This is a genomic window from Candidatus Pelagibacter ubique HTCC1062 (assembly GCF_000012345.1).
Lineage (GTDB): Bacteria > Pseudomonadota > Alphaproteobacteria > Pelagibacterales > Pelagibacteraceae > Pelagibacter > Pelagibacter ubiqueversans.
Map to the genome: position 1 here is coordinate 824,005 of NC_007205.1, position 25,145 is coordinate 849,149.

Consider the following 25,145-nt stretch of genomic DNA (forward strand, 5'->3'; position numbering starts at 1 on the left):
TAAAACGAACCCAAATTATTGTTAAAAACTAAGGTTTTTTAAATGAAAATCTAAAATTAATGAATAATAGCTTTAGCTGAACCTAGTTGATCAACTTTTCCAGTATAAAGACCTTTACCTAGGATTGGAACAACACCAACAGTCGATCCTGTAAATACATAAAAATCTTTATCAAGAATTACTTTATCTTTTTTTAACTCATTCAAAACAAATCTAAGTGAGTTTAATGGATTTATATAAACAGTATTTGTATTTCCATTAACGCTTTGTCCAATTTTTTTATTAGCAATATTTGTCTTTAAATTTCCAATATTAATTTTTTTATATTTTTTCTTTTGCCCAATTAAAAACTTAACATTAGCGCCAAAATCACTACATAAATCTCCAAAACTAGTAATGCCTTTTTTCTTTTGTCTGTAACCAATAACTTCAATACAAGCTGCCATGTGAGAAATATGTTTTGTTATATTTTTCGTAGTAATTGATCCTTTTGATGAGAAAAAGTTTTTCTTAATTAGGTAACAAACCTCAAGTTCTATCCCTAAAGTTGATTTATTAATTTTTACTTTTTTTCCACTTTTTATAAAATTCTTTTTAAAGATTGCAGCATAGAAAGGTTTTTTTTCTTTAAGTTTTTTCATGACAGGTATACCTGTCCCTGCAGCTTTAAATCCTATTATTGGATCTTTAACTTTGCTCTCACATAATTTTCTTAGCTTTTGAGCTTCACTTAATGTTTTTGTAAATTTTATTGGAAGTGGTGCAATTATTTTATTGTTAACAAAAGCATTAACTAATTTATCTGCTGTTTTTTCTAATATGGTTTTTTTCATTATTGAATGTTTAATATAGTTGCAGGATCTAGTCTAGTACCAAACCAATTAAGTCTTACATCAAGATGTGGTCCAGTTGACCTACCAGAGGAACCAACTGTAGCAATGATATCTCCTTTTTTAACATGATCACCTACATTTACAAAAATTTCATCCATATGCATGTAGAGAGTTGAAACACCATGACCATGGTCAAATATTAAAGTTGCACCTGTATAAAATAAGTCTTTTTCAGCCAGAGTAACAACACCGTTATTCATTGCTTTAACAGGTGTGCCTTTTTTTTGAGCAAAATCTAAACCGTAATGAGGCCATTTGGGTATGCCATTTAAAATTCTTTGACTACCATAAACACCAGTAATTATTGCATCATCAACTGGGATAATAAACTTTTCTTTAAAAAACTGTAAGTCACTTTCAATTTCTCTTGCATCAGCTATTAATTTGTTTTCCTTTTTTATTCTTGCATAAAATTCTTCAGGTGGTGTAACTTTTTTTTTAGGTAAGCCTTCAATTTTTTGAATATTATATTTTCTTTTTTTAATTTTTTTTACAATTTTTTTGTTATTTTCAGTAATTGTAATGTCAAATTTTCTATCTTTTTCAATTCCAAATGCAAAATAACCATCTTTTGTGACTTTAACTTTTTTTTTATCTACAAAAATTGATGACCCAGGCTTAGTTTTTCCAATAATGTAATGTCCTTGAATGAATTTTCCCTGAAACTCTACTGCAAAAGATTGAGTTGAAAAAAATAACGCTACTAATGAAAGTAATCTATATATTACTTTGCTGTCCATCCACCGTCTACTAGGATTGATGTGGCTGTAATCATCGATGAAGCGGATGAAGCTAAAAAACAAACGCTTGTTGCAACATCACTTTCTGTTGCTAATTTTCCCATAGGAATATTGCCTAAAGCTAGTTTTTTAAATTCTTTGTTTTTAAAAAATCTTTTAACCATCGGTGTTGCTACAAAAGTAGGGGCCACTGTATTTACTCTAATATTGTTTTTTGCAAGCTCAACACCCATACCTTTAGTCAAACCTTCAATACCAAATTTTGTCATATTATAAACATTTCTACCAGACATTCCAACATGACCAAGTTGAGATGACATATTAATAATAGATCCACCTCTTTTTTTATTCTTTAACATTTTTTTAACAACTAATTGAGCAACATTAAAAGCAGCTTTAAGGTTTAAATCTACTAAGTAGTTCATGTTTTCTTGTTTAATTTTTTCAAAAGGTTCTGGAATATTTGTCCCAGCATTATTAACTAAAATATCTATAATCTTAATCTTATCTAGTTTTTCTTTAAGATCTTCATAATTCATTACATCACAATTAACTTTGATAACTTTACCTTTTATCTTTTTTATTTCTTTTTCAAGTTTATCAAGATCTGATTGAGTTCTACTTAAAGCAATGATTGTAGCTCCAGCTTCAGCAAGAGCAATTGAGCAAGCTCTTCCCAATCCTTTACCTGCACCTGTAACTAATGCATATTTGTTTTTAAGATTTATTTTTTGTAAGTACATTTAAATAAATAACTTTAAATCAGTATAAATTAATTCGATAGCAACAACCAGTATAGCAATTAAACCAATCCAGGCTATCCATTTATATTCATTAATCCATCTTGATATTACAGTAGCAGCTGTTGCCATAAGAATTATTGATAAAGCTAAACCAAATATTAATAATACATAGTGATCACCAGCAGCACCAGCTACACCTAATACATTATCCAAACTCATCGTAAAATCAGCAAGTAAAACTGTCCATATAGCCTTCATAAAGCTTGAATTATCTACTTTAATATCTTCATCACCTGACTGACCTTTGATTACATCTGTATAGAGTTTGTAGACTATATAAAGAAGAAGCAATCCTCCTATTAATCTTAATCCTGTTATTTGTAATAAATAAGCAGTTAACATGGTTAAGATAATTCTTAAAATTACTGCACCACCTATCCCCCAAAAAATTACTTTTTTTCTTTGTTCGGGTGGAAATTTAGAGGCAACCATTCCAATAATAATGGCATTATCACCAGCTAATACTAAATCGATAAATATAATTTGGCCTAAAATTATAAGTTGTTCAGGCCCGAATAATTCTGCAAACATCAGCTGCTTAGTATCATATCAGCACCTTTTTCTGCAATCATTATTGTGGGTGCGTTAGTGTTTCCAGAGGTGATATTGGGCATTATTGATGCATCTATTACTCTTAAATTTTTAATTCCATGAACTTTTAGCTGATCATCAACAACGGCCATATCATCTTGACCCATTTTACATGTTCCAACAGGATGAAAAATAGTTTGAGCATAATCTGCTGCTGCTTTTAAAATATCTTCATCTTCTGTTAAATGAATTCCAGGTCGGTATTCTTCTGGGCTAAATTTTTTAAATGTCTCAGATTCTAAAACAATTTTTCTTGTTAATTTAAGACCAGCTGCTGCAATTTTTCTATCTTCATCTGTCGACAAATAATTCATTTTTATTTTTGCGTAAGTTCGTGAGTCTTTATCTGTTATACTAATATGACCTCTACTAGTTGGTCTAATTTGTGAAACTGTTGGAGTAAAACCATGAAAATCATGGTTTTTGGTAGCTCCCAATGTATCCATACTCATTGGCTGAACATGCCATTGTAAATCAGGCAGCTCTAATGAAGGATCACTTTTTGCAAACATACACATTTGACTTGCACCCATAGTCATGGGCCCACTTCTATTAAAGATATATTCCAATCCAATTAACAAGTTACCAAATAAACTATTAATTTTTTTATTAAGAGATTTTATATTTTGTATTTTATATATTGGTCTAAACATTAAATGGTCTTGTAAATTTTCACCTACACCCTTTAATTCATGCACCATTTCAATTCCTAGTTCCTTTAATTTATCTGAATTTCCAACTCCAGATACTTGTAATAATTGTGGAGAACCTATTGCTCCTGAAGATAAGACAATTTCTTTATTTGCACTTACAGTGAATATTTCATTTTCAATCCAATACTCAACTTCTTTAGCAACTTTGTTTTCAAAATTAATCTTTTTAACATGAGCTTTTGTAACTATTTTTAAATTAGGTCTTTTCTTAGCTGGGTTTAAATAACCAACAGCAGTACTACATCTAAAGCCATCCTTTTCTGTTACTTGAAAATAACCACAGCCATGATTGTCTCCTGTATTAAAATCTTTAGTTTTTGGAATTCCAAATTCCTCAGCCGCTTTTTGAAACTGATTTAATAAAGGCAATTGTATTCGTTGGTCAGAAACAGACAAAGGACCTCCTACACCATGAAATTCACTTTCTCCTCGTTCTTGATTTTCAGCTTTGATGAAATAAGGTAATACATCTTCCCAACTCCAGCCTTTATTTCCTAGCTGCCTCCAAACATCGTAGTCTCTGTGTTGACCCCTAACATAAAGTAGACCATTTATTGATGAGCTACCTCCAAGAGTTTTTCCTCTAGGATACCTTATGGACCTATTGTTCATAGTTTCATCCGGTTCTGTATTATAACACCAATCAACATTGGGGTTATGCATAGTTTTGAAATATCCTACTGGTATATGAATCCATGGGTAATTATCTTTACCACCAGCCTCAATTAAAAGGACTTTGTTTTTTGGATTTTCAGATAATCTATTTGCTAAAACACAACCTGCTGATCCAGCTCCAATAATAATGTAGTCAAAATTATCCATATATATTTTTATAAATTAATTTTTATTAATAATCTAATAATATATAGAAAAGCATATTTATTTCTGATATTTGAACAACTACAAAATAATGAAAAAAATATTAATATTTATATGTACAATTTTTTTATCTTTATCATTTCACGTTCAGTCTGTTGAAATTGAAATTATTAATGATAAGCCTGGTACGGGAAAAAAGATTATAAAGCATTCTTGGGTTCAGCTTGAATACACAGGCTCATTTGAAAATGGAAAAGTTTTTGATACAAATATTGGTAAAGATAGACCTTTAGTAGTACAAATGAGTATGAAAGAGGTAATTCCTGGTTTTGAACAAGGAATAATGGGAACTACCAAAGGAACTAAAAGAAAAATTAAAATTCCAGCTGAATTAGCCTATGGAAAAAAGGGTGGTGGAGATATTATACCACCTAATACAGATCTAATATTTGAATTTGAAGTAATTGACGTTTTAGATCCTAGTTATAAATCAGTTTCATCAGATGAATTGATAGAAATGATTGAAAATAATGCTGTGGCACTTGATATTAGAACAGAAGAAGAGTGGGATAAAACAGGTGTTATCAAAGGTTCATTCCCAGAAACAGCTTTTGATAAAAATGGTAAATTTCAAGTGTATGTTATGGATAAAATTAGAGCACTAGCTGCTTCTCAATCTCAAGATGTTAATTTGATTTTTATAAGTCATGATGGAGAAACGGCATCAATGTTGGCTAATTCATTTTCTGAAGACTTGGGCTTTACTAATGTTTCGGTTTTAAAAGGTGGAATTAAAGCTTGGCAGAGTGAAAATAAAAAACTTGGCCCTCATAAGTAATATCATTCTATCGATAAAAGTTTTTTCTTTGTAAGTTTTTAAATCTAATTTCATCATTTAATAAATCAATTGCTCTTTCCTGGTCTTTTCCAATAACGCTTGACATTTTCCTTTTATTAATACTTCCCCATTTAATTAAAGCTCTAATTATTGGTAAGCTAGAGCTGCCAAATTGTGTTAAAGAATATTCAACAGTTATTGGGTTTGATTTAATAACCTTTCTTTTTACTAGAGTGTCATTCTCCATTTCTTTTAATTGTTTAGACAACATTTGAGCAGTTATCGTATTTAAATCTTTCTTAAGTTTACCAAATCTTATTGGTTTATTAATTAACTTTTCAAGTATCTTAATTTTCCACTTTCCACTAATTAATTTTAAAGCATTATTTAATGGATCTTTATTTATTTCTAATTTATTTACCATGGTATGTTTAATATACTAGTTTAGTTTTAATACCAAAAAAATTTTATATTTAATAATTCTTTTGATTAATATTTTAAAAAGTAATAACTTAATTAAAATTAAAAATTTTTATAACAGGATTTCAATGAAACTAAAAGATAGAATAGCAATAGTCACAGGTGGTGGAAAAGGAATTGGTGCAGAGATTTGTGTAAGACTAGCAAGTGAGGGAGCAAAAATTGTTATAGCTGAAATGGATATTGAAAATGGTGAAAAAATTTCTAAAAAAATTCAAGGTAATAATGGTGAAGCAATTGTTGTAGAAACAAATGTTGCCGAAGAAGATAGTGCAAATAACATGGCTGATGTTGCTATTAAAAAATTTGGTAAGATTGATATTCTTGTTAATAATGCTGGTATAAGACATATTAACAATATTCTAGATCATACAAAACAGCAATGGGATGACATGATATCGGTAAACTTAACCGGACCATATCTATGCTGTAAGTCTGTTATTCCTCATATGATAAAAAATGGTAAAGGAAAAATTATTAATTTTGGATCTATTGCAAGTTTTATGGGTAGACCTGATAGAGTAGCCTATGTTGCTGCAAAATCTGGTATACTAGGTTTAACGAGAGCCTTAGCGGTCGATTTAACTGGGAAAAATATTAACGTAAATACTATTTGTCCTGGGTTAATTTCAACACCTTTCAATCAAAAATTTGCTGAAGATCCTACTCACGGTAAAGCTTGGGGCAAAGAAACTATAGTTGGACGTTGGGGTTTGCCATCTGATATATCTGGTGCAGCTGTTTTTCTATCTAGCGATGATGCAGATTTTATAAATGGATCTGAAATAAAAATTGATGGTGGATGGTTAGCAGCAAAAACTAGAAAAGGTGAAATAAGTAATTAATGAGTGATGATTTTAAAAATAATTTAGAACTAGCACTAGGTAATGCAAAAAGATTATCTAATAAAATTTTAATTAATGGAAAATTGTCACCTGCTAAAGCTGAAGCTAAAATTAGCGTATTAAATCCAAGTACAGGTGAAAATATTGGTGAAGCTCCACAGTGCAATAAGGTTGATGTGAATATAGCGGTTGATGCAGCAGAAGCTGCATTTCAAAAATGGAAAAAAGTACCTGCGAGAGAACGTGGTAAAATAATGACGGCTGCTGCTAGAAAATTAGAAGATAGAAAAAATGAAATTGAAACATTATTAGCTTTAGATACTGGTAACGCACTTAGAACTCAAGCCATACCGGAGACAGCAGCATCAATTGAATTAACTCATATGTTTGCTGGACTTGCAGGAGAAATAAAAGGTGAAAATTATCCACCAAACATTCCAAATACAATTCATTACACAACCAAAGATCCAATTGGAGTTGTTTGTGCAATTATTCCTTGGAATGCTCCTTTATTTTTGACTGTTGCAAAAATTGCACCAGCTATTGTAGCGGGAAATACTGTAGTGTTAAAAACTGCTGAGCAAGCACCACTTTGTGCTTTACTCTTATGTGAAATATTACAACAAGAACTTCCTCCTGGAGTTTTAAATGTAATTTCAGGCTATGGAGAAGAGTGTGGTGAACCATTAATTGATCATCCTAAAGTTAGAAAGGTTACTTTTACAGGATCGTTTTCTGTTGGAAAAATTATTGCAATAAAAGCTGCTCCAAAATTATGTCCAGTTACATTAGAATTAGGTGGAAAAAATCCAAATATTATAATGAGTGATGCTGACTTAGATATAGCAATACCAGGCGTAATTGATGGTATGAGGTATACTCGTCAAGGACAGGCTTGCACCGCAGGATCAAGAGTTTATATACACGAAAAAATTTATGATAAAGTTTTAGAAGGTGTAGTTTCTAAATTAAGTAAACTTAAGATGGGAAATGCACTTGATAGTAAATCTGATATTGGCGCAATAATATCTAATGAACAACTCAAAAGAACCTTACATTATATGGACATTGCTAAAAAAACATCATCTGCAAAGGTTTTACATGGTGGCAATCAACCTAAAGGAGGAGATTATAAGGAAGGTTTCTTTTATGAACCAACCTTATTGTCAGGCGTTCCTGTAGAATCTCCTGTATGTCAAGAAGAGGTATTTGGCCCTGTTGCTTGCGCAATTCCGTTTAAGAGTTTTGATGAAGTTATGAAAAGCGCTAACGACACACCTTTTGGTTTATCAGCCGTTTTATGGACTCAAAACTTATCTAGAGCATTGCAATTTGTAGATGAAATTGAAGCTGGCTTTGTTCAGGTAAATCAATGCGTTGCTCCAAGAGCCAATGTTTCTTATGGAGGAATTAAAATGAGTGGTTTAGGTAAAGAATATGCTTTTGATAGTATGATTAACCACTTCACACAAAGTAAAACAGTTTTAATTAATAGAGGTAAATCAAATTTAGATGACTAATCACATTGCATTTATAGGTGTTGGAAATATGGGAAACCCTATGGCTGATCAATTAGTAAAAGCTGGCAAAGAAGTAAAAGCTTTTGATGTTTCACCAGAGGTAATAAAAATTGCAAAAGAGTCAGGTTTAAACGTTGTATCCACTATTGATGAATTATTAGATGGCGCTAGTACTGTTATATCTATGCTACCAGAGGGAAAGCATGTTCGATCTCTTTATTTAGGAGACAAAGGAATATTAAATAAAATTCCAAAAGAATGTTTGATAATTGATTGCTCAACAATTGATATTGAGACTTCTCTAGAGCTAGGTAATGAATCAAAAAAACTTGGAATTAAAATGATAGATGCACCAGTTACTGGTGGTGTGATGGGAGCAAGAATTGGAAAATTAAATTTTTTAGTTGGTGGAAGTGATGAAGCTGTAGCATTAGCAAAACCTTTATTTGATATTATGGGACAAAAAATTTTACATGCAGGTGTTCAAGGAAGTGGAGTAGGTGTAAAAATTTGCAACAATATGTCTTTGGGAATTTCTATGATAGCAGCATCTGAATCTTTAATGTTAGCTAAAAGATTAAAAATGGATATTAAAAAGGTTCATGAAATAATAAAAGCAGCTTCAGGAAATAATTGGGCTATGACTAATTATACACCTTTACCAAATCTTACTGATGGAGTTCCTTCAAATAATAAATACCGACCAGGTTTTACAGCATCAATGATGAGAAAGGATTTAAGGCTAGCCATGGATGCCGCTCAGTCTGTAGATGCCTCTACACCATTAGGTAAAGCTGCTTTAGAAATTTTTTCAAAATTCTGTGATGAGGGTGATAGTGACACTGACTATTCAGGTATATCTAAAATGATTGGTGGTGATGCTTGGAATTATCCATTTGATCCAAAAGGAAATAAATAAAAACAATATTTGTAAATTTACTTAACAGTATTAAAAGTATACCAAACAATTCAATTGATTGTAGTATATTATAGGTTGTATCGTCTGTATTTAACTTATTTTAAGTTTACTTTTCTCCTACAATAATGTTTATTTCAAATTTATTAAGACTAAATAAAAAAACAGAGAGGGATAAACATGAAAAAAATCACATCATTGATTTTAAGTTTAGTATTTGCAGTATCTATTATTGCTTCTGCTTCTGCTAAAACTTTAAAAATACAAATGACCTTTCCAAAAACTTCTTATGATGCGCAAATCGTAGGAATGTGGGCTGAAAGAGTTACTGGCCTTACTGGTGGTTCATTAAAATTTGAACTTCTAGGAGCTGGAGAAGTTGTAGGTGTTAAAGAAACATTAGAAGCTGTTGACAAGGGTCTTGTTGATGGTGGTGCTGCTTGGACTCATTACTGGTCTAACTATCACCCTGCTGCAATGTTATTTGGTTCGCCAGTTGCAGGTGGTGGTATTGGTTTAAGTACTAAATCTTGGTTAGCTTGGTATTTTGATAACGGTGGAAAAGCTTTATACGATCAACTATGGGATGAAATGGGTATGAACGTAAAAGGTTTCATCATGGCATCTTCTGGTCCAGAGGCTTTAGGTTGGTTCAAAGAGCCGATCAACAGTATGGCTGATTTCAGAAAATACAGATTTAGAACTCCTCCGGGAATTCCTGGTCAAACATACAAAGACATTGGTGTTGCATCAGTTTCAATGGGTGGTGGAGATATTCTACCAGCACTTGAAAAAGGAACAATCGATGCTGCTGAATGGTGTTGTCCAAAACCAGATCTAGTATTTGGTTTCCAAAAGGTATTGAAAAATTACTACCTTCAAGGCTTACACCAAAACGTTGTAAATGGAGATGTGTTCTTTAACAAGGATGTTTATAATAAGTTAACTGACCAAGAGAAATATGCAATGGAAATTGCTTCTGAAGCGATGATAACTAGAAACATCACTAACAGAGCTGTTGAAAATGGAAAAGCGTTAATTGAATTAACATCTAAGCATGGTGTTATCCTTCATGATACACCAGCTGATTACTTTGTTGAGTATATGGCTGCTGCTAAAGCTACTATTCAAAAGAACTCAAAAGAAAATAAGTTCTTTGATGAAGTTTACCAGCACATGACTGCTCACGCAAAAATCGTAGTACCTTTTATTGCTCAAATGGAAACATCTGATGCATCAATTGGAACTGCATTTGCAAAAGCGCAAAAGTAAATAAATAATTTAAACGGGGACTTAATATTTTTAAGTTCCCGTTTTTTTAAAATAGAAAAAATTTTAATCGACATTACCAATCAATAAAATGGTCAAAAAAAAATCACATTCTGCTGGTGTTAAAGAAACTCTAGATATTACTGATGAGTTAATAGCAGAACGTCGAACTAGTTTAAAAATGCCTAAGGATATGGTTCCTTGGATGGCAAAAACTATAGAGTTTATCGACCTTAACATGTTGAGAATTGGTAAAGTAATTTGTTGGATGGTAATTCCTTTAATTTTTGCAATGACTTTTGAAGTTATTGGTAGACATTTTTTTAATAGACCAACTCTTTGGGCTTATGATGTAACCAGAATGATTGCAGGAGCATTTTTTATGTTGGGTGCTGGTTACGCATTATCAAAAGGTATTCATATAAGAGCTGATTTTTTATATAGAAATTGGAATGTTAAAACTCAAGCAAAAGTAGATCTATTCTTATATTTATTATTCTTCTTTCCAGGTTTCATAGTCTTCTTTTGGGTAAGTTTTGATTATGCTTATACTTCTATATGTGGGAGATCTATTTTAGCAGAATGCTTAGATGGAAAAGTTAGAATTCAAAGAGCAATGGATACTACTTGGATGCCAGTAATGTGGCCATTAAAAAGCTGCATGCCAATTGGAGCTTTTTTGTTATTAATTCAAGGGATATCAGAATTATTTAAAACATATTATGCGTTTGTGAAAGGTAGATGGCCATAATGGAAATTTTTTCACAAGAATTAATTGGAGCAATAATGATAGGAGTAATGCTATTTGCTATCTTTATTGGTTTTCCTATTTCATTTACATTAATATTTTTAGGTCTTGTGTTTGGTTATTGGGGTTTTGGAAAGTTAGTTTTTTATTTAATGACCCTACAGTTTAATATGATTATGACGGAAAGTACGCTGGTTGCCGTCCCACTCTTTATATTTATGGGCATATTAATGGAATCTGCAGGTCTTATGGAAAGACTATTTTCAGCCATACAATTAATGCTATCTAGAACAAGGGGTGCATTATTTTATGCAGTTATGTTTGTGTCTACAATTTTTGCTGCTGCAACAGGAATAGTTGGGGCATCAGTAACAATCCTTGGAATCATGGCAGGTAAAACTATGATTAAATCTGGATACGATACTAGATTATCTGCAGGCTTAATATGTGCCGGAGGAACTCTTGGAATTTTAATTCCACCAAGCATTATGTTAGTGGTAATGGGGCCTGTTTTAGAAATCCCAGTAACAGATTTATTTGCTGCAGCAATAATTCCAGGAATAATGTTGGCAGTTCTTTATGCTCTTTACACCACTGTTAGATGTTATTTTGATCCAAAACTTGGTCCAATTTTACCAAAAAGTATGCAACCAAAAAGTATGGGTAAAGTTTGGGTAGAATTCTTTTTAGGGTTAGTACCGCCTGCGGGATTAGTATTTTTTGCTCTAGGTAGCATATTATTTGGTTTAGCAACACCTACTGAAGGTGCCGGTATTGGAGCTATTGGATCTTTGTTACTTGCTTTAGCATATAAAAAATTAACTTTAAAAACTTTAAAAAATTCTTTAATTAAAACTTTAGAGATTACTGCATTGATAATGTTTTTAGTTGCTGCATCGAATTTCTTTGGAGCAGTTTTTTCAAAATTAGGAACACCATCTTTATTAACTGAATTTTTATTAAACTTAGAAGTTAACAGATATGTTATTTTAGCTATACTAATGGCAGTAATTTTCTTGTTAGGTTGGCCTTTAGAGTGGGTACCAATAGTTCTTATTGTATTACCAATATTTGTTCCATTGATTAAAGAATTAGACTTCAACTTGACTTGGTTTGCAATACTTGTAGCTGTGAATTTACAGACCGCCTGGTTATCTCCACCTGTAGCTCTATCTGCGTATTTTTTAAAAGGTGTTGTGCCAGAATGGGAACTTAAAGATATTTATCTTGGTATGATGCAGTTTATGGGAATACAGCTTTTAGGTTTAATTTTGATCATCGCATTTCCTCAAATTGCACTTTGGTTACCTAGCGTAATGTACCCTTAAGAGTTTATTTTTTATTTATATAAGGAATTACAGTTCCAACTAAAATAATTCCCAATGAAATAAATATCTTTAAAGTAATTTCTGCATCAATTACTACCCAGGCAGATAAAGCTCCTATGGGCCCTGTTAAAGGATACATAAGACTAATTCTTCCTATTGGAACCCTTCTCAAGGCATAATTATAAAATAAATAAGAACCAAAAGTTATAAAAGATAAAGTGATTGCAGCTATTACTGATGGTGTAAATTCTAAATGAAATGAATATCCAAAGGTAGAGTTAGGCCAAATAATAAATAATATTAAAAATGATAAAATGAAACCAGTAAAATATTGGTAAGTATTTACACCTAGCTGGTTAACATTAGTTTGCATTTTTTTTCTACCAATAACTTCATTAATTGAAGCCAAAGTCATTCCTGCAAAAATAATAAAGTCCCCAATATAATTTCCCTGACCAATAATAGTTTGACTTGATAAGAGGATATAAGTTCCAATAATTGTTATAAAAGCTCCTATTAAAACCTTTATCTCAATTTTTTCATTTAAAAATATTTTAGCAACAAAAGGTTGCATGATTGGCATTGTACTTATAATAGCAACACCATTAATAGGCGACGTAAGCATTAAACCTACATGGAATGCTAATGTTACAAGAAAAGGGTTTAGCAAACCCATCAAGAAAGGTGCTAGACCTATTTTTTTAATTGACAAGTCAACTCTCATTATTAAAGCAAAAGTTAACATAAGCAAAAAAGCAATTGCAAACCTTACAGCTAGTAAATCAACAATTTGAAATTCTTCTAGAGCAAGTTTTACAAACGGAGGACCTGAGCCAAAACCAATTACAGCAAGAAACATTGCCAAGTAACCAATATTTTTTTTAAGAAAGAGCATTAGATCCAAAATACTATTACAAATGAAAAAAAAAGATATTCCATTTTAACTTATTAGTTTATTATTTATTAGTGATTCAGCGTAAAAATAAAATTAATCTTATTAACTGGGAATTAGTGTCAGTTAACCCAAATGATAAAACTTGGAATTGGAAGGATATTTTTTGCTTTTGGGGCATTAATATACAAAGTGTTATTGCTTTTTCCTTAATAGCATCATTGTATCTTGTTTATGACTTAAACATTGCAGTTGTTTTTTTAGGAAGTTTAATTGGTTCTCTTCTAGTTTATTTTTTAGCTAACTTGATAGGAAAACCCTCTCAAAAATATGGTCTTCCATTTCCCGTTATCTTAAGGACTTCATTGGGTGTGTTTGGGGCAAAATATTTTTCTTTAATAAGAGGTCTTGTTGGTATCTTCATGTTTGGAATTCAAACATATTTTTTATCAAAAGCATTTAGTTATTTAATTCGAATATTTTTCTTTTCGGTTGATAATACTTTCCTTCAGCATGATATTTTTTTAATTTTTGTTTCAGGTCTTAACATTATTGATTGGGCTGCTTTTTTAATAGCAATTCTATTACAATCTTTTTTATTCAGTAAAAGTCATAAATTTAATAAGCTAATTATTAATTATTCAGCAATAACAGTTTACACAGGGATGCTATTATTTTTTTTTGTTGTACTTCTCTTAGATGTTAAGGAGGTTTCAAGATCATTTGCTGACATTTTTACTTATAGCAATATATTTCTTAAGAGTAATATTGCTCCCTTGATTACTGTAGTTGGAATAGTATTTGCTTACTTTTCAATTATTCTTGTAAATTTTGGAGACTTTGCCCGTTACGTTAAAGATGAAGAGGAATTAAAAAAAGGTAATTTGAGTTTATTTTTAAATCTTATTATATTTTCATTTTTTGCTGTATTTATAGTTGTCGGGGCTGATGTAATTTTTCATCAGAAACTTGAGGAAATTGGAAAGATACTTACAAATCCTACAGATATTATAGGAACTTTAGATAACACTATTATAACTGTAATAGTTTTATTTTTTATTATTGTAGCTTCAGCATCTACTAATCTAATTGCAAATTATGTGCCTGCTCAAAATTCTTTGTTAAATTTTTTTCCAAGTAAACTTAATCTAAAAACTTCCTCTTATATAATTATTATTTTTGGATTTATAATTGGTATTTTTTGGTTACCATTATTAAGTCAGATAGGAATTTTATCTTTTATTGATACATTTGCTGCATTTTTTGGACCTCTTTTTGGTGTTATAATCATAGATTATTATTTAGTTAAAAAATCAAACTTAGATAATAAAGATATACTTTCAGCAGAACCTGATGGAGTTTACTTTTACTCTAATGGATGGCATATAAAAGCGGTATACTCTATTACTCTAGGTTTTATTTTTGCTGCTTCAACAATTTGGAATGAAAGTTTAATGAATTTTAATTCTTACTCTTGGTTAATTGGTGCTTTTGTCTCTTCATTGACTTACTATTTATTAACAAGTAAATAATTTCATGCATCAATTTGATTTAAAAAATAAAACAGCAATTATCACCGGTGGTGCACAAGGTTTTGGTTTAGATATTGCTAAACGGTTTTTAAAGTCAGGAACAAAAGCTATTATCTGGGACATCGATGAAGAAGAATTAAAAAAAGCTGTTAAAGCTGTGAACGATCCAAATCTTTCATATAATGTTGTTGACGTATCTGATTTCAAAAATGTCAAAGATACAGTTGATGAAATAGCAAAATCTTCAAATATTGATATTTTAATTAATAATGCAGGTATTACTGGGTCTACGTCTTCACTTTGGGATTACGATGTAGTTGAATGGAATAAAATAATAGAAATTAACTTAATGGGTACATTTAACTGTTGTAAATGTGTGGTGCCTTATATGATTAAAAATGATTATGGTAGAATAGTTAATGTTGCTTCTGTTGCTGGAAAAGATGGTAATGCAAACGCAAGCGCTTATAGTTCAGCAAAAGCGGGTGTTATTGGTTTAACAAAATCGCTAGGAAAAGAACTGGCTGATAAGAATATAGCTGTAAATGCTGTCACTCCAGCAGGAGCTAAAACAAGAATTCTTGATCAAATGTCAAAAGAACATGTTGCCAGAATGCTTTCTAAGGTTCCTAGAGGTAGATTTTTGGAGATAGAAGAGTTTACTTCATTAATTTGTTGGCTAGCTTCAGAAGAAAACTCATTTTCAACAGCAGCTGTTTTTGATATTAGTGGTGGTCGTTCTACTTACTAACTAGCACTTTAGAATCAATATTAAGAGACTTACTTTCTTTAGAAATAACTGGTGCCAGTAGAATTATGGACCAATATATTAATAAAACAAATATAGAAATTAATTTCATTCTATTTATATAGTATCCAATATTGATAATTTAATGATTAAAGTGTGTTCAAATATTGTTTTAAAATTTAATTTAGATATACCCCCATACTGATGAAATTTTTTTTAATATTATTAGGATATTTATTTTTAATAACAAAACCTTTGTTAGCTGAAAATGTTTACGTTTTTGATTTTACTAACAATGAGCTAAATACATTAAAAGTTAAAAAAGTTAAAGGAGAGACCAGCTGGAAAGTTGGGTCTAACGAAAATGGTAACTTTATAAGAGCAGAGGCTGAAGGTGTTGGGTCAGGCTTGGGAAAAGAAATTAAAATTGATCTTAATAAAACTCCTTTTATTAATATTACATGGAAAGTTGAGAAAGATTTATCTGGAATTATAGAAAATAGTAAAAAAGGGCACGATTATGCCGCTAGAGTTTTTGTAATAAAGAAAACAGGTTCTACACCATTATCTAACAGGGCAATTAATTATATTTTTTCAAGTAATAATGATGTTGGAAAATATTGGCCAAGTCCATATACAAAAAAATCTATTGATTATGTTCTCTCAACTACAAAAAATAACAAAAATACATGGGTTACTGTTAAAGCAAATGTGCAAAAAGATTTTAAGAAACTTCATGAAATTGATGTTACAGAAATTTCAGGTATTGCTATAATGACTGACACTGATAATTCGAAATTAAAAGCTATATCTTATTATCAAGATATTTATTTTTCAGCTGAATAAGATTATTTAAATACTTTTTTAAGACCAATACTTAAAAAAGATAAAAGTACCGCAACAATTACATCTTCAATGGGTGCAGCATTAGGGACCAAATAATTCCAAGCAATTACACCTAAAAGCCAAGTTATATAAACTTTCATTGTTATATTATATCTTAGTTTGATGTTAAAAATATTTATTTTTGATAGTATAAATTCATGCACAAAAATTTTTTTCACAATATAAAGGTTTATTATGAAGACACTGATGCTGGTGGTGTTGTTTATTATGCGAACTATTTGAAGTTTCTTGAAAGAGCAAGAACAGAAGCATTGTTTACAATCGGTTTTAATAATAAAAAAATTAAAGAAGATTATGGAGCCTTAATTGTTGTTAAATCTTGTAACATTGAGTACAAAAAACCCTCTTATCTTGAAGACGAGTTAAAAATTAGATCCTTTGTTAAATCTATTACAAAGACTTCTTTTTTTATGTCACAATTTATTTCTAGAGATGAAGAATTAATTGTTGAGGCAAAAGTACATTTAGTTTTTGTAGATAAAAATGGAAAACCTATAAAAGTTCCAGAGGACATTTTCAAAGATTTTAAACCTTATTTTTGCGATAACATTAAAATTAAATAATTTTCTTAGCCTTCTTTAACAAGCTTACCATTTTTTGTGTATTAATTATTTTTCTATTAACATTTCTTGGACTAGGGTGATAACTAGGAATTAGAATTTTATTATCTGGTAATAAATATTTTACACCATGTATGAAGATTAATTTTTTATCAAAATGATAATTTTTTTTATAAAATTCTATACAATTATCAAATGAAACTTTACCTAACGCTATAATAACTTTTAAATTTTTTAATAAGATCAATTCATTTTTAAAAAATGTTGAACAGTTGATTAATTCATTTTTTAAAGGTTTATCTTCTGGAGGGACACATTTAAGAATATTTGTAATATAGGTTTTATTTAATTTTAAACCATCATCAATATGCGTAGAAGTTGATCTATTCGATATGTTAGCTTTAAATAAACAGTTAAATAGAAAATCTCCAGATTTATCTCCAGTGAAGGCTCTGCCTGTCCTAGTACCTCCATGAGCTGCAGGTGCTAGACCTACTATTAATAGTTTAGCGTTAATATCACCAAATCCTGTAACTGGTTTAGCCCAATAAGTTTCTTTCATATTTTGTTTTCTTTTTTTTACAGAAATTTTTTTACTAAATTCAATTAACCTAGGACAACTTTTACATTTAACTATTGAATTATTTAATTTTTTGAATTTTATACTCATATATGCAATTTATAAAATTTTTTTTATTAATACTTTTATCTTTCAATATTTCAGTAAAAGCAAATTCAAATGATGAAATACAAAGTTTGTTAAAAGAAGGTAAAAAATTAATATTTATAAGACATGCAATTGCACCAGGTGGAGGTGATCCGTTAGATTTTGATATATTAAATTGTGAAACCCAACGAAATTTAAGCATAGAGGGTATTGAACAATCTAAAAACATTGGGAAGTTTTTTTCAGAAAATAATATTAAAATTGATAAAGTATTATCAAGTGAGTGGTGTAGATGTAAACAAACAGCTCAGCATGCTTTTGATAAATATCAAACAAAAAGTTTCTTAAATTCATTTTTCAGTGCAAAATTTGCAAGTAATAAAAATAAACAAATTTATGATTTAAAAAAATATATTAATGAATGGAACGGTGATAATAATTTAGTGTTAGTAACACATTATGTAACAATTCAAGAAGTACTAAATATTTCACCTTCTTCTGGAGAGATAATCATTTCAGATAAAAATTTTAATGTTCTTGCTCGACAAAATTTTTAAAAAATATAAACTAATAAAATGTCATCTAAAAAAGCTATGAAGTTAGCTCAAAAACAAGCTTATGCTAAACATAGAAGCAATATAACTAATAGTAGATTTGGTTCAAAAAAAATAAATTTTACAAGTAAAGTTAACAAGAAACATAAAAAATCTTAATTTTTTTACAAAAACTTGCACTTATCAACATTTAAATTTTGGAGGCACCTGTGTCTCTATTTATTACTGCTTTAATTTTAATTAATATTTTTTTCATTTTTGTCTGCATAAAAAAGTGCAATTAATAAAATCGCTGTCCAAATTATCCCTATAAAAGCTTTGGGTCCAGTTTCTGCACTCCATATATTTAAAACCAATGCTCCAAAGATTAATCCCGCAACATAAATTAATATAGCTAAAGTAGATTTACTCATTATTCAAATTCTTTTTATAAAGTGAAATTCCATTTTCAATCTTATGATCATAAGATTCTTTAAAACTCTCTAATTGCCAGCCACTCAGACGTGTCTGAATAATCGTTAAGTTTGATTTTTTCCATTCTTCTGTAGTTTCTTGCATTTTCCACATTTTTTTTTCCTCATTATTTCTTGCACAACCATAACAATATCCTGTTTGAGGATCTGTTTTACATATGCTTATACATGGAGAAATAATCATTTTTTTTAAATTATTAGTAAATATAATTGATTATTAATATATTTCATTATTATTGTCATTGGACAAATAGAAACTATCCTATATAAAGCCACAAGAATTGTGGGCGAATGGCGGAATTGGTAGACGCGCTGGTCTTAGGAACCAGTATTGAAAGATGTGAAGGTTCGAGTCCTTTTTCGCCTACCAACAAGTTTAAAAAATTATGAAAGTTACAGTAGAAAATAAAAAAGGTTTAAACAAAGACATTAAAGTTTTCATAGATAAAGAAACTATGAATTCTTATATGGATGAAAAATATGAAGAAATTAAAAAGACTGTTAACTTAAAAGGTTTTAGACCTGGGAAGGTGCCTAAAGAAGTTTTAAAAAGACAATTTGGCCAAGCAATTTTTAGTGAAGTTCTAGATAAAGTTCTAAAAGACACATCAGTTAAAGCTTTAGAAGATAATAAAATTAAGCCAGCCGGACAACCAAAGCTTGATCTTAAAACCTATGGTGAAGATAAGGATTTAGAATATGTAATGTCGATAACAGAACTTCCAAAAGTAGAGTTAAAGTCTGTTGAAAATATTAAATTTGATGAATATTCAGTTAAAATTGACACAAATGAAACAGATAAAAGAATTAAAGAAATTGCCAAAAGTCAGAACAATTTTAAAGAAGTTGCAGCAGATGTTAGAGCAGTAGAGGAAAATTTAGTTATTTTTGACTACAAAGCAACGATTGATGGAAAAGATTTTACTGGTGGTGAAGGAAAAAATACTCAATTAATTCTAGGTAAGGACTTATTTATTAAAGGCTTTGATAAGCAGCTTATCGGCGTTAAAAAAAATGATGAAAAATCTGTTGACGTTACTCTGCCTGAAAATTATCCACAAAAAGAATACGCAAATAAGAAAGCTAATTTTATTTGTAAAATTACAGAAGTAAAAAAATCAGAGGAAGTAAAAATAGATGATGTTTTTGCTAAAAACTTAGGTGCAAAAGATCTTGCTGATTTAAAAGTATTAGTTAGTAAACAAATTAATGATGAATATAAAAATTCTCTAGATAAATTGGCAAAAACTCAAATCTTAAAAGAAATTGAAAATTTTAAAGTAGATGAAATTCCAGAAAACTTAATTGAAGAAGAAGTTAAGATTTTATCTCAAGGTATGACTGAAGAAGATTCTAAAAAAAGTAGAAAAAATTTTGAGGAAATCGCTAAAAAAAGAATTAAAGTTGGGTTGATCTTAAATGAATTCGGTGAACAAAATAAAATCAAAGTAACCGAACAAGAAGTTCAAGCTGAAGTTCAAAAACAACTTAGAATGATGCCTGGCCAAGAAAAGATGGTTATGGAATTTTATCAAAAAAATCCATCAGCATTAGCTAGCTTAAGAGGAACCGTGTATGAAGAAAAAATTATCGATTTAATTAAAACTAAAGCAAAACCATCTAAAAAAGAAATTAGCAAAGAAGAAGCAGAAAAAATTTTAAAGGAACATCAAAAACAAGATCATAATCATGAACATGACCACAATCATGACCACGATCATCCTGAGGAAAAAAAAGCTTCAAAATCTACTAAAATTGAAAAAAAACCAAAACCCTCAGCATCTAAAAAACCTTCAACAAAAAAAGTTAGTAAAAAGTAATCACAAGTTGTATAAGTAAGAGAATCAACTTATGACAACAAATTTATTAGATCAAATGAATACTCTTGTACCTATGGTTGTTGAACAATCAAATAAAGGTGAGAGAGCTTATGATATTTATTCAAGACTTCTCAAAGAGAGAATTATTTTTTTGGTAGGACCAATAAATGATAACGTAGCATCTTTAGTTACAGCTCAACTTTTGTTTTTAGAGTCTGAGGATCCAAAAAAAGAAATCAATTTATATATCAATAGTCCTGGAGGACTAGTGACAGCAGGTCTTGGAATTTATGATACTATGCAATACATTAAACCAGATGTTTCAACATTATGTATTGGTCAAGCTGCATCAATGGGTTCATTTTTATTAGCTGCAGGTAAAAAAGGTAAAAGATTTTCTTTGCCAAATTCTAGAATTATGGTTCACCAACCTTCTGCTGGTTTTCAAGGACAAGCTACAGATATTGAAATTCATGCTAACGAAGTTTTAGCCTTGAAAAAAAGACTTAATGAGATTTATTCAAAACATACTGGAAAATCTGTTGATGATGTGAAGAAAGCACTAGAACGTGATAACTTTATGACTCCAGATACAGCAAAAGAGTTTGGTTTGATAGATGAAGTAGTTGAAAATAGATCTTAATACACAACATCTTGACACCCCTTTAAACTGATACTTGATTAGTATGAGTCTTCTATATTAAAGTAACTTTACTGATTCGTTTATAAATTATATGACAACAAATAATAAAAATATTCTTTACTGTTCTTTTTGTGGAAAGAGCCAACATGAAGTTAGAAAACTTATTGCAGGTCCAACTGTATTTATATGTGATGAATGCGTTGAACTATGCATGGATATCATCAAAGAAGAAAGTAAAGACACGTTTGTTAAACATCATGATGGGTTACCACCGCCTAAAGAAATTTGTGCTGTATTAGATGATTATGTTATTGGGCAGCCTCACGCAAAAAAAGTTTTATCAGTTGCTGTTCATAATCATTATAAGAGACTTAATTACGAGACTAAAACTAGCAAAACAGTTGAACTTTCAAAATCAAATATTCTTTTAGTTGGTCCAACTGGTTGTGGAAAAACTTTATTAGCTCAAACTCTAGCAAGAATCCTTGATGTTCCTTTCACAATGGCAGATGCAACCACTTTAACAGAAGCAGGTTATGTTGGTGAAGATGTTGAAAATATAATTTTAAAATTATTACAAGCTGCTGATTACAACGTTGAAAAAGCACAACGTGGAATTGTATACATCGATGAAGTTGATAAGATTAGCAGAAAGTCAGAAAACCCTTCTATAACTAGAGACGTGTCTGGAGAAGGTGTACAACAAGCTCTATTAAAAATTATGGAAGGGACAGTGGCAAGCGTTCCACCTCAAGGTGGCAGAAAGCATCCACAACAAGAATTTTTACAAGTAGACACTACAAATATTTTGTTTATTTGTGGTGGAGCATTCGCTGGCTTAGATAAAATAATATCTCAAAGAGATAAGGGTACATCAATAGGATTTGGTGCAAATGTAAAAAAAACAGATGATAAAAAAACAGGTGAGTGGATGAAAACTTTAGAACCTGAAGATTTGTTAAAGTATGGCTTAATCCCAGAATTTATTGGAAGACTTCCAATGATAGCTACATTAGAAGATCTTGATGAAAAATCTCTAGTTAAAATACTACAAGAACCAAAAAACTCACTAATTAAACAATACCAAGAATTATTTAAATTAGATGGAGCTAAGTTAAGTTTTAAAGAAAATGCGATCAAAGAGATTGCACAAAAAGCAATTAATAAGAAAACTGGGGCTAGAGGCCTTAGATCAATCTTAGAAAATATTTTATTAAAAACAATGTACGATCTTCCAAGTCAAGACAATGTGGAGGAAGTTATTGTAGACGCTAGTGCGGCCAAAGGACTATCTCAACCAATCATAGTTCATTCAAAAAATAGTAGCAAAACAAAGACTGACAAAACTTCTGCTGCCTAATTTCACGTTAATAAGTAATAAATAGCTATTGCAATATCATATTTAATATCCATATTTAGATGATGGATGTAAAAATTGAACGACCTTTATTACCGTTAAGAGATATTGTTGTATTTCCAAATATGGTAGTCCCATTATTTGTTGGCAGAGATAAATCTATTGCCGCTTTAAATGAAGTTATGAAAAAGGACAAAAAAATTGTTCTAGTTACTCAAAAAAATTCAGAAATAGATGACCCCAAAAAAACTGATGTTTTCATGTATGGTTGTGAAGGTAATATTCTTCAGTTATTAAAATTACCAGACGGTACAGTAAAAGTTTTAGTAGAAGGAAGTAAAAGAGTAAAAATTTTAGATTTTAAAGATAATGAGAAATTTATTATTTGTGAATATGCTCATCACCATGATGTAGTGACTAAAGATGAAGACTTAATACCACTAGCAATGACTGCTGTAAGAAGATTAGAAAAACTAACTTCAATTAATAAAAAAGTATCAAGTGAAACAATTAATAATATTAAAAAATTAACTAATGCATCACACATCGCTGATAATATCGCATCTCACCTAACAGCTACAATTTCAGAGAAGCAACAAATATTTGAAACTATAGATGTTAAGAAAAGACTGAATTCTATAATTAAAATAATGGAGAATGAAACGAGTATTATTGGAGTAGAAAAAAGAATTAGAGGAAGAGTTAAAACTCAAATGGAGAAAACTCAAAGAGAATATTATTTAAATGAACAACTTAAAGCTATTCAAAAGGAATTAGGTGAAATTGAAGATGGAAAAGATGAAACTTCAAGTTTGAATAAATTAATTATTAAAGCAAAAATGCCAAAAGATGTTGAGAAGAAATGCATGGCTGAGCTTAAAAAATTAAAAAATATGAGCCCAATGTCTGCTGAGGCTACTGTTATCAGAAATTATCTTGATTGGATGACAGATCTACCTTGGTATAAAAAAAGCCAAGTTGATATTGATCTAAAAAAAGCACTTGCAGTTCTTGATGCAGATCATTTTGGTTTAGAAAAAGTTAAAGAAAGAATTATTGAATTTTTAGCAGTCCAAAAAAGAATGGAAAAAATTAAAGGTCCAATTTTATGTTTAGTTGGTCCTCCAGGTGTTGGTAAAACATCATTAGGAAAATCAATTGCAAAAGCTACTAACAGAGAATTTGTAAGAGTTTCTGTTGGTGGTATGAGAGATGAAGCGGAAATAAGAGGACACAGAAGAACTTATATAGGCTCTTTACCTGGTAAAATTATTCAAATGATGAAAAAAGCAGGTACAAAAAATCCACTTATTCTTCTTGATGAAATAGATAAAATTGGAAATGATTATAGAGGAGATCCATCTTCTGCTTTGTTAGAAGCATTAGATCCAGAACAAAACACAACATTTAATGATCATTATCTAGAAGTTGATTATGATTTATCTGATGTCATGTTTGTTACTACAGCTAATACTTTGAATATTTTACCACCGTTATTAGATAGAATGGAAGTCATTAGATTAGCTGGTTATACAGAAGATGAAAAAATTAGCATTGCAAATAAGTATCTACTACCCAAACAGGTTAAAGATAATGGAGTTAAAGAAAATGAAATGACTTTATCTGAGGATATAATTAAAGAAATTATCCAAAGCTATACAAAAGAGTCTGGTGTAAGAAACCTAGAAAGAGAAATTTCAAAAGTAGCCAGAAAAGTTGTTAAGAAAGTAGTTTCTGGAGAAGAGAAAGAAGTTAAAATTGATTTAAAAAATTTACCAGACTATTTAGGAATTCAAAAATTTAAATTTGGTGAACTTGAAAGTAAAGATAAAATCGGTGTTGTTACTGGTTTAGCTTGGACTGAATACGGTGGGGAAATTCTTAAAATTGAAACTGTTATAATGCCAGGAAAAGGCAGAATGCAAATTACAGGAAAATTAGGTGAGGTTATGCAAGAATCTATCAAAGCTGCAAAATCTTTTATTAGATCAAAGAGTTTAGATTATGGAATCATTCCTCCTTTATTTGAAAAAAAGGATTTTCATATTCATGTTCCAGAAGGAGCTACTCCTAAAGATGGACCCTCAGCAGGTATTGGTATGGTCACTTCAATAGTTTCTGCAATCACAAATAACCCCGTCAGAAGAGATGTTGCAATGACAGGCGAGGTAACATTAACAGGTCAAGTATTACCAATTGGTGGATTAAAAGAAAAACTATTAGCAGCACACAGAGCTGGGATAAAACAAGTTATAATTCCGAAGGAAAATGAAAAAGATCTTGTTGATATGCCTAAGAAAATTATTGATGATATAAAAATTACTCCTGTTGAGCAAGCTGACGAAGTATTAAAAATAGCTTTAACAAAAGAATTAAAAAGAGTTGAGTGGGTCGAGGTTGAGAAAATTTCTCAATCTAATGATAAATCTCAAGCCAGTATTCAATAATTACCAATTTACATTATCTATTCCTTGATGTAATAGTAGCGCT

The 25,145-nt window shown here is 30.2% G+C and carries 28 protein-coding genes and 1 tRNA gene; 18 read left to right on the forward strand and 11 right to left on the reverse strand.

What is annotated here, in order from left to right:
- Positions 1–56: 56 nt before the first annotated feature.
- From SAR11_RS04285 to SAR11_RS04305, 5 genes are read right to left on the reverse strand one after another with little or no spacing between them, the layout of a single operon-like run.
- Complete coding sequence (locus tag SAR11_RS04285; protein WP_011281996.1) at positions 57–833, reverse strand: fumarylacetoacetate hydrolase; 777 nt, start codon at positions 831–833, stop codon at positions 57–59.
- The gene (locus SAR11_RS04290; RefSeq protein ID WP_011281997.1) at positions 833–1,633 is read right to left on the reverse strand and encodes a M23 family metallopeptidase; all 801 of its coding nucleotides are present in this window, start codon (positions 1,631–1,633) and stop codon (positions 833–835) included. Before SAR11_RS04290 ends, SAR11_RS04285 begins: the two co-directional genes overlap by 1 nt.
- Positions 1,618–2,376: an SDR family NAD(P)-dependent oxidoreductase gene (locus tag SAR11_RS04295; protein ID WP_006997062.1), complete on the reverse strand. Its 759-nt coding sequence runs from the start codon at positions 2,374–2,376 to the stop codon at positions 1,618–1,620. The genes SAR11_RS04290 and SAR11_RS04295 overlap by 16 nt, the downstream gene beginning before the upstream one ends.
- The gene (locus SAR11_RS04300) at positions 2,377–2,967 is read right to left on the reverse strand and encodes a TerC family protein (protein ID WP_011281998.1); all 591 of its coding nucleotides are present in this window, start codon (positions 2,965–2,967) and stop codon (positions 2,377–2,379) included.
- Positions 2,967–4,562 (reverse strand): GMC family oxidoreductase, encoded by a 1,596-nt coding sequence (locus SAR11_RS04305; protein WP_006997060.1) that lies wholly within the window; start codon positions 4,560–4,562, stop codon positions 2,967–2,969. Before SAR11_RS04305 ends, SAR11_RS04300 begins: the two co-directional genes overlap by 1 nt.
- 88 nt (positions 4,563–4,650) lie before the next feature.
- Between SAR11_RS04305 and SAR11_RS04310 the strand changes: the two genes are divergently transcribed.
- On the forward strand, positions 4,651–5,397 hold the full coding sequence (locus tag SAR11_RS04310; RefSeq protein WP_006997059.1) for an FKBP-type peptidyl-prolyl cis-trans isomerase: 747 nt from the start codon (positions 4,651–4,653) through the stop codon (positions 5,395–5,397).
- Positions 5,398–5,404: 7 nt separating this feature from the next.
- Here SAR11_RS04310 and SAR11_RS04315 read toward each other — a convergent pair whose 3' ends face one another.
- Entirely contained in the window at positions 5,405–5,821 is a 417-nt protein-coding gene (locus SAR11_RS04315; protein ID WP_006997058.1) for a winged helix-turn-helix transcriptional regulator, read from the reverse strand.
- A gap of 124 nt (positions 5,822–5,945) precedes the next feature.
- On the opposite strand from SAR11_RS04315, the gene SAR11_RS04320 reads away from it, so the two are divergent.
- The 6 genes from SAR11_RS04320 to SAR11_RS04345 all read left to right on the forward strand — a co-directional run bounded on the left by SAR11_RS04320 (position 5,946) and on the right by SAR11_RS04345 (position 12,503).
- Positions 5,946–6,722 (forward strand): SDR family NAD(P)-dependent oxidoreductase, encoded by a 777-nt coding sequence (locus SAR11_RS04320; RefSeq protein ID WP_006997057.1) that lies wholly within the window; start codon positions 5,946–5,948, stop codon positions 6,720–6,722.
- The gene (locus tag SAR11_RS04325) at positions 6,722–8,242 is read left to right on the forward strand and encodes an aldehyde dehydrogenase family protein (RefSeq protein WP_006997056.1); all 1,521 of its coding nucleotides are present in this window, start codon (positions 6,722–6,724) and stop codon (positions 8,240–8,242) included. Before SAR11_RS04320 ends, SAR11_RS04325 begins: the two co-directional genes overlap by 1 nt.
- Positions 8,235–9,161 (forward strand): 3-hydroxyisobutyrate dehydrogenase, encoded by a 927-nt coding sequence (mmsB, locus tag SAR11_RS04330; RefSeq protein ID WP_006997055.1) that lies wholly within the window; start codon positions 8,235–8,237, stop codon positions 9,159–9,161. Before SAR11_RS04325 ends, mmsB begins: the two co-directional genes overlap by 8 nt.
- Before the next feature lie 177 nt (positions 9,162–9,338).
- Positions 9,339–10,430 carry a TRAP transporter substrate-binding protein gene (locus SAR11_RS04335; protein WP_006997054.1) on the forward strand — a complete coding sequence of 364 codons (1,092 nt, stop codon included), beginning with the start codon at positions 9,339–9,341 and terminating at the stop codon, positions 10,428–10,430.
- An 88-nt stretch (positions 10,431–10,518) separates the two neighbouring features.
- A complete protein-coding gene (locus SAR11_RS04340; RefSeq protein ID WP_006997053.1) occupies positions 10,519–11,178 on the forward strand; it encodes a TRAP transporter small permease subunit in 660 nt (219 codons plus the stop codon).
- Entirely contained in the window at positions 11,178–12,503 is a 1,326-nt protein-coding gene (locus SAR11_RS04345) for a TRAP transporter large permease (RefSeq protein WP_006997052.1), read from the forward strand. Before SAR11_RS04340 ends, SAR11_RS04345 begins: the two co-directional genes overlap by 1 nt.
- A gap of 4 nt (positions 12,504–12,507) precedes the next feature.
- Here SAR11_RS04345 and SAR11_RS04350 read toward each other — a convergent pair whose 3' ends face one another.
- On the reverse strand, positions 12,508–13,398 hold the full coding sequence (locus SAR11_RS04350) for a DMT family transporter (RefSeq protein ID WP_041185786.1): 891 nt from the start codon (positions 13,396–13,398) through the stop codon (positions 12,508–12,510).
- A gap of 116 nt (positions 13,399–13,514) precedes the next feature.
- On the opposite strand from SAR11_RS04350, the gene SAR11_RS04355 reads away from it, so the two are divergent.
- The 3 genes from SAR11_RS04355 (at position 13,515) to SAR11_RS04365 (ending at position 16,521) form a co-directional block, all read left to right on the forward strand.
- Positions 13,515–14,927: a cytosine permease gene (locus tag SAR11_RS04355; RefSeq protein ID WP_236608314.1), complete on the forward strand. Its 1,413-nt coding sequence runs from the start codon at positions 13,515–13,517 to the stop codon at positions 14,925–14,927.
- A 4-nt stretch (positions 14,928–14,931) separates the two neighbouring features.
- Positions 14,932–15,678, forward strand: a complete 747-nt coding sequence (locus SAR11_RS04360) for an SDR family NAD(P)-dependent oxidoreductase (RefSeq protein ID WP_011282001.1) — start codon at positions 14,932–14,934, stop codon at positions 15,676–15,678.
- Between the two features lie 201 nt (positions 15,679–15,879).
- Positions 15,880–16,521, forward strand: coding sequence for a DUF3047 domain-containing protein (locus SAR11_RS04365; RefSeq protein WP_041185787.1), 642 nt, complete (start codon positions 15,880–15,882; stop codon positions 16,519–16,521).
- Between the two features lie 2 nt (positions 16,522–16,523).
- Here SAR11_RS04365 and SAR11_RS07060 read toward each other — a convergent pair whose 3' ends face one another.
- Positions 16,524–16,661: a hypothetical protein gene (locus SAR11_RS07060; RefSeq protein WP_011282003.1), complete on the reverse strand. Its 138-nt coding sequence runs from the start codon at positions 16,659–16,661 to the stop codon at positions 16,524–16,526.
- Between the two features lie 57 nt (positions 16,662–16,718).
- On the opposite strand from SAR11_RS07060, the gene SAR11_RS04375 reads away from it, so the two are divergent.
- On the forward strand, positions 16,719–17,144 hold the full coding sequence (locus tag SAR11_RS04375; protein WP_011282004.1) for a YbgC/FadM family acyl-CoA thioesterase: 426 nt from the start codon (positions 16,719–16,721) through the stop codon (positions 17,142–17,144).
- Here the strand turns inward: SAR11_RS04375 and SAR11_RS04380 are convergent.
- On the reverse strand, positions 17,137–17,811 hold the full coding sequence (locus tag SAR11_RS04380) for a uracil-DNA glycosylase (RefSeq protein ID WP_011282005.1): 675 nt from the start codon (positions 17,809–17,811) through the stop codon (positions 17,137–17,139). The two genes, SAR11_RS04375 and SAR11_RS04380, sit on opposite strands and share 8 nt — an antisense overlap.
- A gap of 2 nt (positions 17,812–17,813) precedes the next feature.
- Here SAR11_RS04380 and SAR11_RS04385 point away from each other — a divergent pair, with 2 nt between their 5' ends.
- Positions 17,814–18,365: a histidine phosphatase family protein gene (locus SAR11_RS04385; RefSeq protein ID WP_011282006.1), complete on the forward strand. Its 552-nt coding sequence runs from the start codon at positions 17,814–17,816 to the stop codon at positions 18,363–18,365.
- An 18-nt stretch (positions 18,366–18,383) separates the two neighbouring features.
- Entirely contained in the window at positions 18,384–18,521 is a 138-nt protein-coding gene (locus SAR11_RS07065; protein ID WP_011282007.1) for a hypothetical protein, read from the forward strand.
- A 77-nt stretch (positions 18,522–18,598) separates the two neighbouring features.
- Here SAR11_RS07065 and SAR11_RS07070 read toward each other — a convergent pair whose 3' ends face one another.
- Together SAR11_RS07070 and SAR11_RS04395 are read right to left on the reverse strand one after the other, a co-directional pair.
- Entirely contained in the window at positions 18,599–18,775 is a 177-nt protein-coding gene (locus tag SAR11_RS07070; protein WP_011282008.1) for a hypothetical protein, read from the reverse strand.
- Positions 18,768–19,019, reverse strand: a complete 252-nt coding sequence (locus tag SAR11_RS04395; RefSeq protein WP_011282009.1) for a DUF1289 domain-containing protein — start codon at positions 19,017–19,019, stop codon at positions 18,768–18,770. The genes SAR11_RS07070 and SAR11_RS04395 overlap by 8 nt, the downstream gene beginning before the upstream one ends.
- Positions 19,020–19,120: 101 nt before the next feature.
- Here SAR11_RS04395 and SAR11_RS04400 point away from each other — a divergent pair.
- The 5 genes from SAR11_RS04400 to lon all read left to right on the forward strand — a co-directional run bounded on the left by SAR11_RS04400 (position 19,121) and on the right by lon (position 25,102).
- Positions 19,121–19,205, forward strand: a tRNA-Leu gene (locus tag SAR11_RS04400).
- A 16-nt stretch (positions 19,206–19,221) separates the two neighbouring features.
- On the forward strand, positions 19,222–20,655 hold the full coding sequence (tig, locus tag SAR11_RS04405) for a trigger factor (protein WP_011282010.1): 1,434 nt from the start codon (positions 19,222–19,224) through the stop codon (positions 20,653–20,655).
- Positions 20,656–20,686: 31 nt separating this feature from the next.
- On the forward strand, positions 20,687–21,298 hold the full coding sequence (gene clpP, locus SAR11_RS04410; protein WP_006997039.1) for an ATP-dependent Clp endopeptidase proteolytic subunit ClpP: 612 nt from the start codon (positions 20,687–20,689) through the stop codon (positions 21,296–21,298).
- Positions 21,299–21,389: 91 nt separating this feature from the next.
- Entirely contained in the window at positions 21,390–22,658 is a 1,269-nt protein-coding gene (gene clpX / locus SAR11_RS04415; RefSeq protein ID WP_011282011.1) for an ATP-dependent Clp protease ATP-binding subunit ClpX, read from the forward strand.
- Between the two features lie 59 nt (positions 22,659–22,717).
- A complete protein-coding gene (lon, locus tag SAR11_RS04420; RefSeq protein ID WP_011282012.1) occupies positions 22,718–25,102 on the forward strand; it encodes an endopeptidase La in 2,385 nt (794 codons plus the stop codon).
- Positions 25,103–25,145: the final 43 nt, after the last annotated feature.

What these genes read in the sequence shown, in the direction of transcription:
- SAR11_RS04395 (WP_011282009.1), bottom strand. Translation starts at nt 19,019, where the DNA reads ATGATTATTTCTCCATGTATAAGCATATGTAAAACAGATCCTCAAACA.
- SAR11_RS04285 (WP_011281996.1), bottom strand. Translation starts at nt 833, where the DNA reads ATGAAAAAAACCATATTAGAAAAAACAGCAGATAAATTAGTTAATGCT.
- SAR11_RS04325 (WP_006997056.1), top strand. Translation starts at nt 6,722, where the DNA reads ATGAGTGATGATTTTAAAAATAATTTAGAACTAGCACTAGGTAATGCA.
- SAR11_RS04320 (WP_006997057.1), top strand. Translation starts at nt 5,946, where the DNA reads ATGAAACTAAAAGATAGAATAGCAATAGTCACAGGTGGTGGAAAAGGA.
- SAR11_RS04350 (WP_041185786.1), bottom strand. Translation starts at nt 13,398, where the DNA reads ATGCTCTTTCTTAAAAAAAATATTGGTTACTTGGCAATGTTTCTTGCT.
- SAR11_RS04380 (WP_011282005.1), bottom strand. Translation starts at nt 17,811, where the DNA reads ATGAGTATAAAATTCAAAAAATTAAATAATTCAATAGTTAAATGTAAA.
- SAR11_RS04310 (WP_006997059.1), top strand. Translation starts at nt 4,651, where the DNA reads ATGAAAAAAATATTAATATTTATATGTACAATTTTTTTATCTTTATCA.
- SAR11_RS04375 (WP_011282004.1), top strand. Translation starts at nt 16,719, where the DNA reads ATGCACAAAAATTTTTTTCACAATATAAAGGTTTATTATGAAGACACT.
- SAR11_RS04365 (WP_041185787.1), top strand. Translation starts at nt 15,880, where the DNA reads ATGAAATTTTTTTTAATATTATTAGGATATTTATTTTTAATAACAAAA.
- SAR11_RS04360 (WP_011282001.1), top strand. Translation starts at nt 14,932, where the DNA reads ATGCATCAATTTGATTTAAAAAATAAAACAGCAATTATCACCGGTGGT.
- SAR11_RS07060 (WP_011282003.1), bottom strand. Translation starts at nt 16,661, where the DNA reads ATGAAAGTTTATATAACTTGGCTTTTAGGTGTAATTGCTTGGAATTAT.
- clpX (WP_011282011.1), top strand. Translation starts at nt 21,390, where the DNA reads ATGACAACAAATAATAAAAATATTCTTTACTGTTCTTTTTGTGGAAAG.
- SAR11_RS04335 (WP_006997054.1), top strand. Translation starts at nt 9,339, where the DNA reads ATGAAAAAAATCACATCATTGATTTTAAGTTTAGTATTTGCAGTATCT.
- SAR11_RS04295 (WP_006997062.1), bottom strand. Translation starts at nt 2,376, where the DNA reads ATGTACTTACAAAAAATAAATCTTAAAAACAAATATGCATTAGTTACA.
- SAR11_RS04305 (WP_006997060.1), bottom strand. Translation starts at nt 4,562, where the DNA reads ATGGATAATTTTGACTACATTATTATTGGAGCTGGATCAGCAGGTTGT.
- mmsB (WP_006997055.1), top strand. Translation starts at nt 8,235, where the DNA reads ATGACTAATCACATTGCATTTATAGGTGTTGGAAATATGGGAAACCCT.
- SAR11_RS04315 (WP_006997058.1), bottom strand. Translation starts at nt 5,821, where the DNA reads ATGGTAAATAAATTAGAAATAAATAAAGATCCATTAAATAATGCTTTA.
- lon (WP_011282012.1), top strand. Translation starts at nt 22,718, where the DNA reads ATGATGGATGTAAAAATTGAACGACCTTTATTACCGTTAAGAGATATT.
- SAR11_RS04345 (WP_006997052.1), top strand. Translation starts at nt 11,178, where the DNA reads ATGGAAATTTTTTCACAAGAATTAATTGGAGCAATAATGATAGGAGTA.
- tig (WP_011282010.1), top strand. Translation starts at nt 19,222, where the DNA reads ATGAAAGTTACAGTAGAAAATAAAAAAGGTTTAAACAAAGACATTAAA.
- SAR11_RS07065 (WP_011282007.1), top strand. Translation starts at nt 18,384, where the DNA reads ATGTCATCTAAAAAAGCTATGAAGTTAGCTCAAAAACAAGCTTATGCT.
- SAR11_RS04300 (WP_011281998.1), bottom strand. Translation starts at nt 2,967, where the DNA reads ATGTTTGCAGAATTATTCGGGCCTGAACAACTTATAATTTTAGGCCAA.
- clpP (WP_006997039.1), top strand. Translation starts at nt 20,687, where the DNA reads ATGACAACAAATTTATTAGATCAAATGAATACTCTTGTACCTATGGTT.
- SAR11_RS07070 (WP_011282008.1), bottom strand. Translation starts at nt 18,775, where the DNA reads ATGAGTAAATCTACTTTAGCTATATTAATTTATGTTGCGGGATTAATC.
- SAR11_RS04340 (WP_006997053.1), top strand. Translation starts at nt 10,519, where the DNA reads ATGGTCAAAAAAAAATCACATTCTGCTGGTGTTAAAGAAACTCTAGAT.
- SAR11_RS04385 (WP_011282006.1), top strand. Translation starts at nt 17,814, where the DNA reads ATGCAATTTATAAAATTTTTTTTATTAATACTTTTATCTTTCAATATT.
- SAR11_RS04290 (WP_011281997.1), bottom strand. Translation starts at nt 1,633, where the DNA reads ATGGACAGCAAAGTAATATATAGATTACTTTCATTAGTAGCGTTATTT.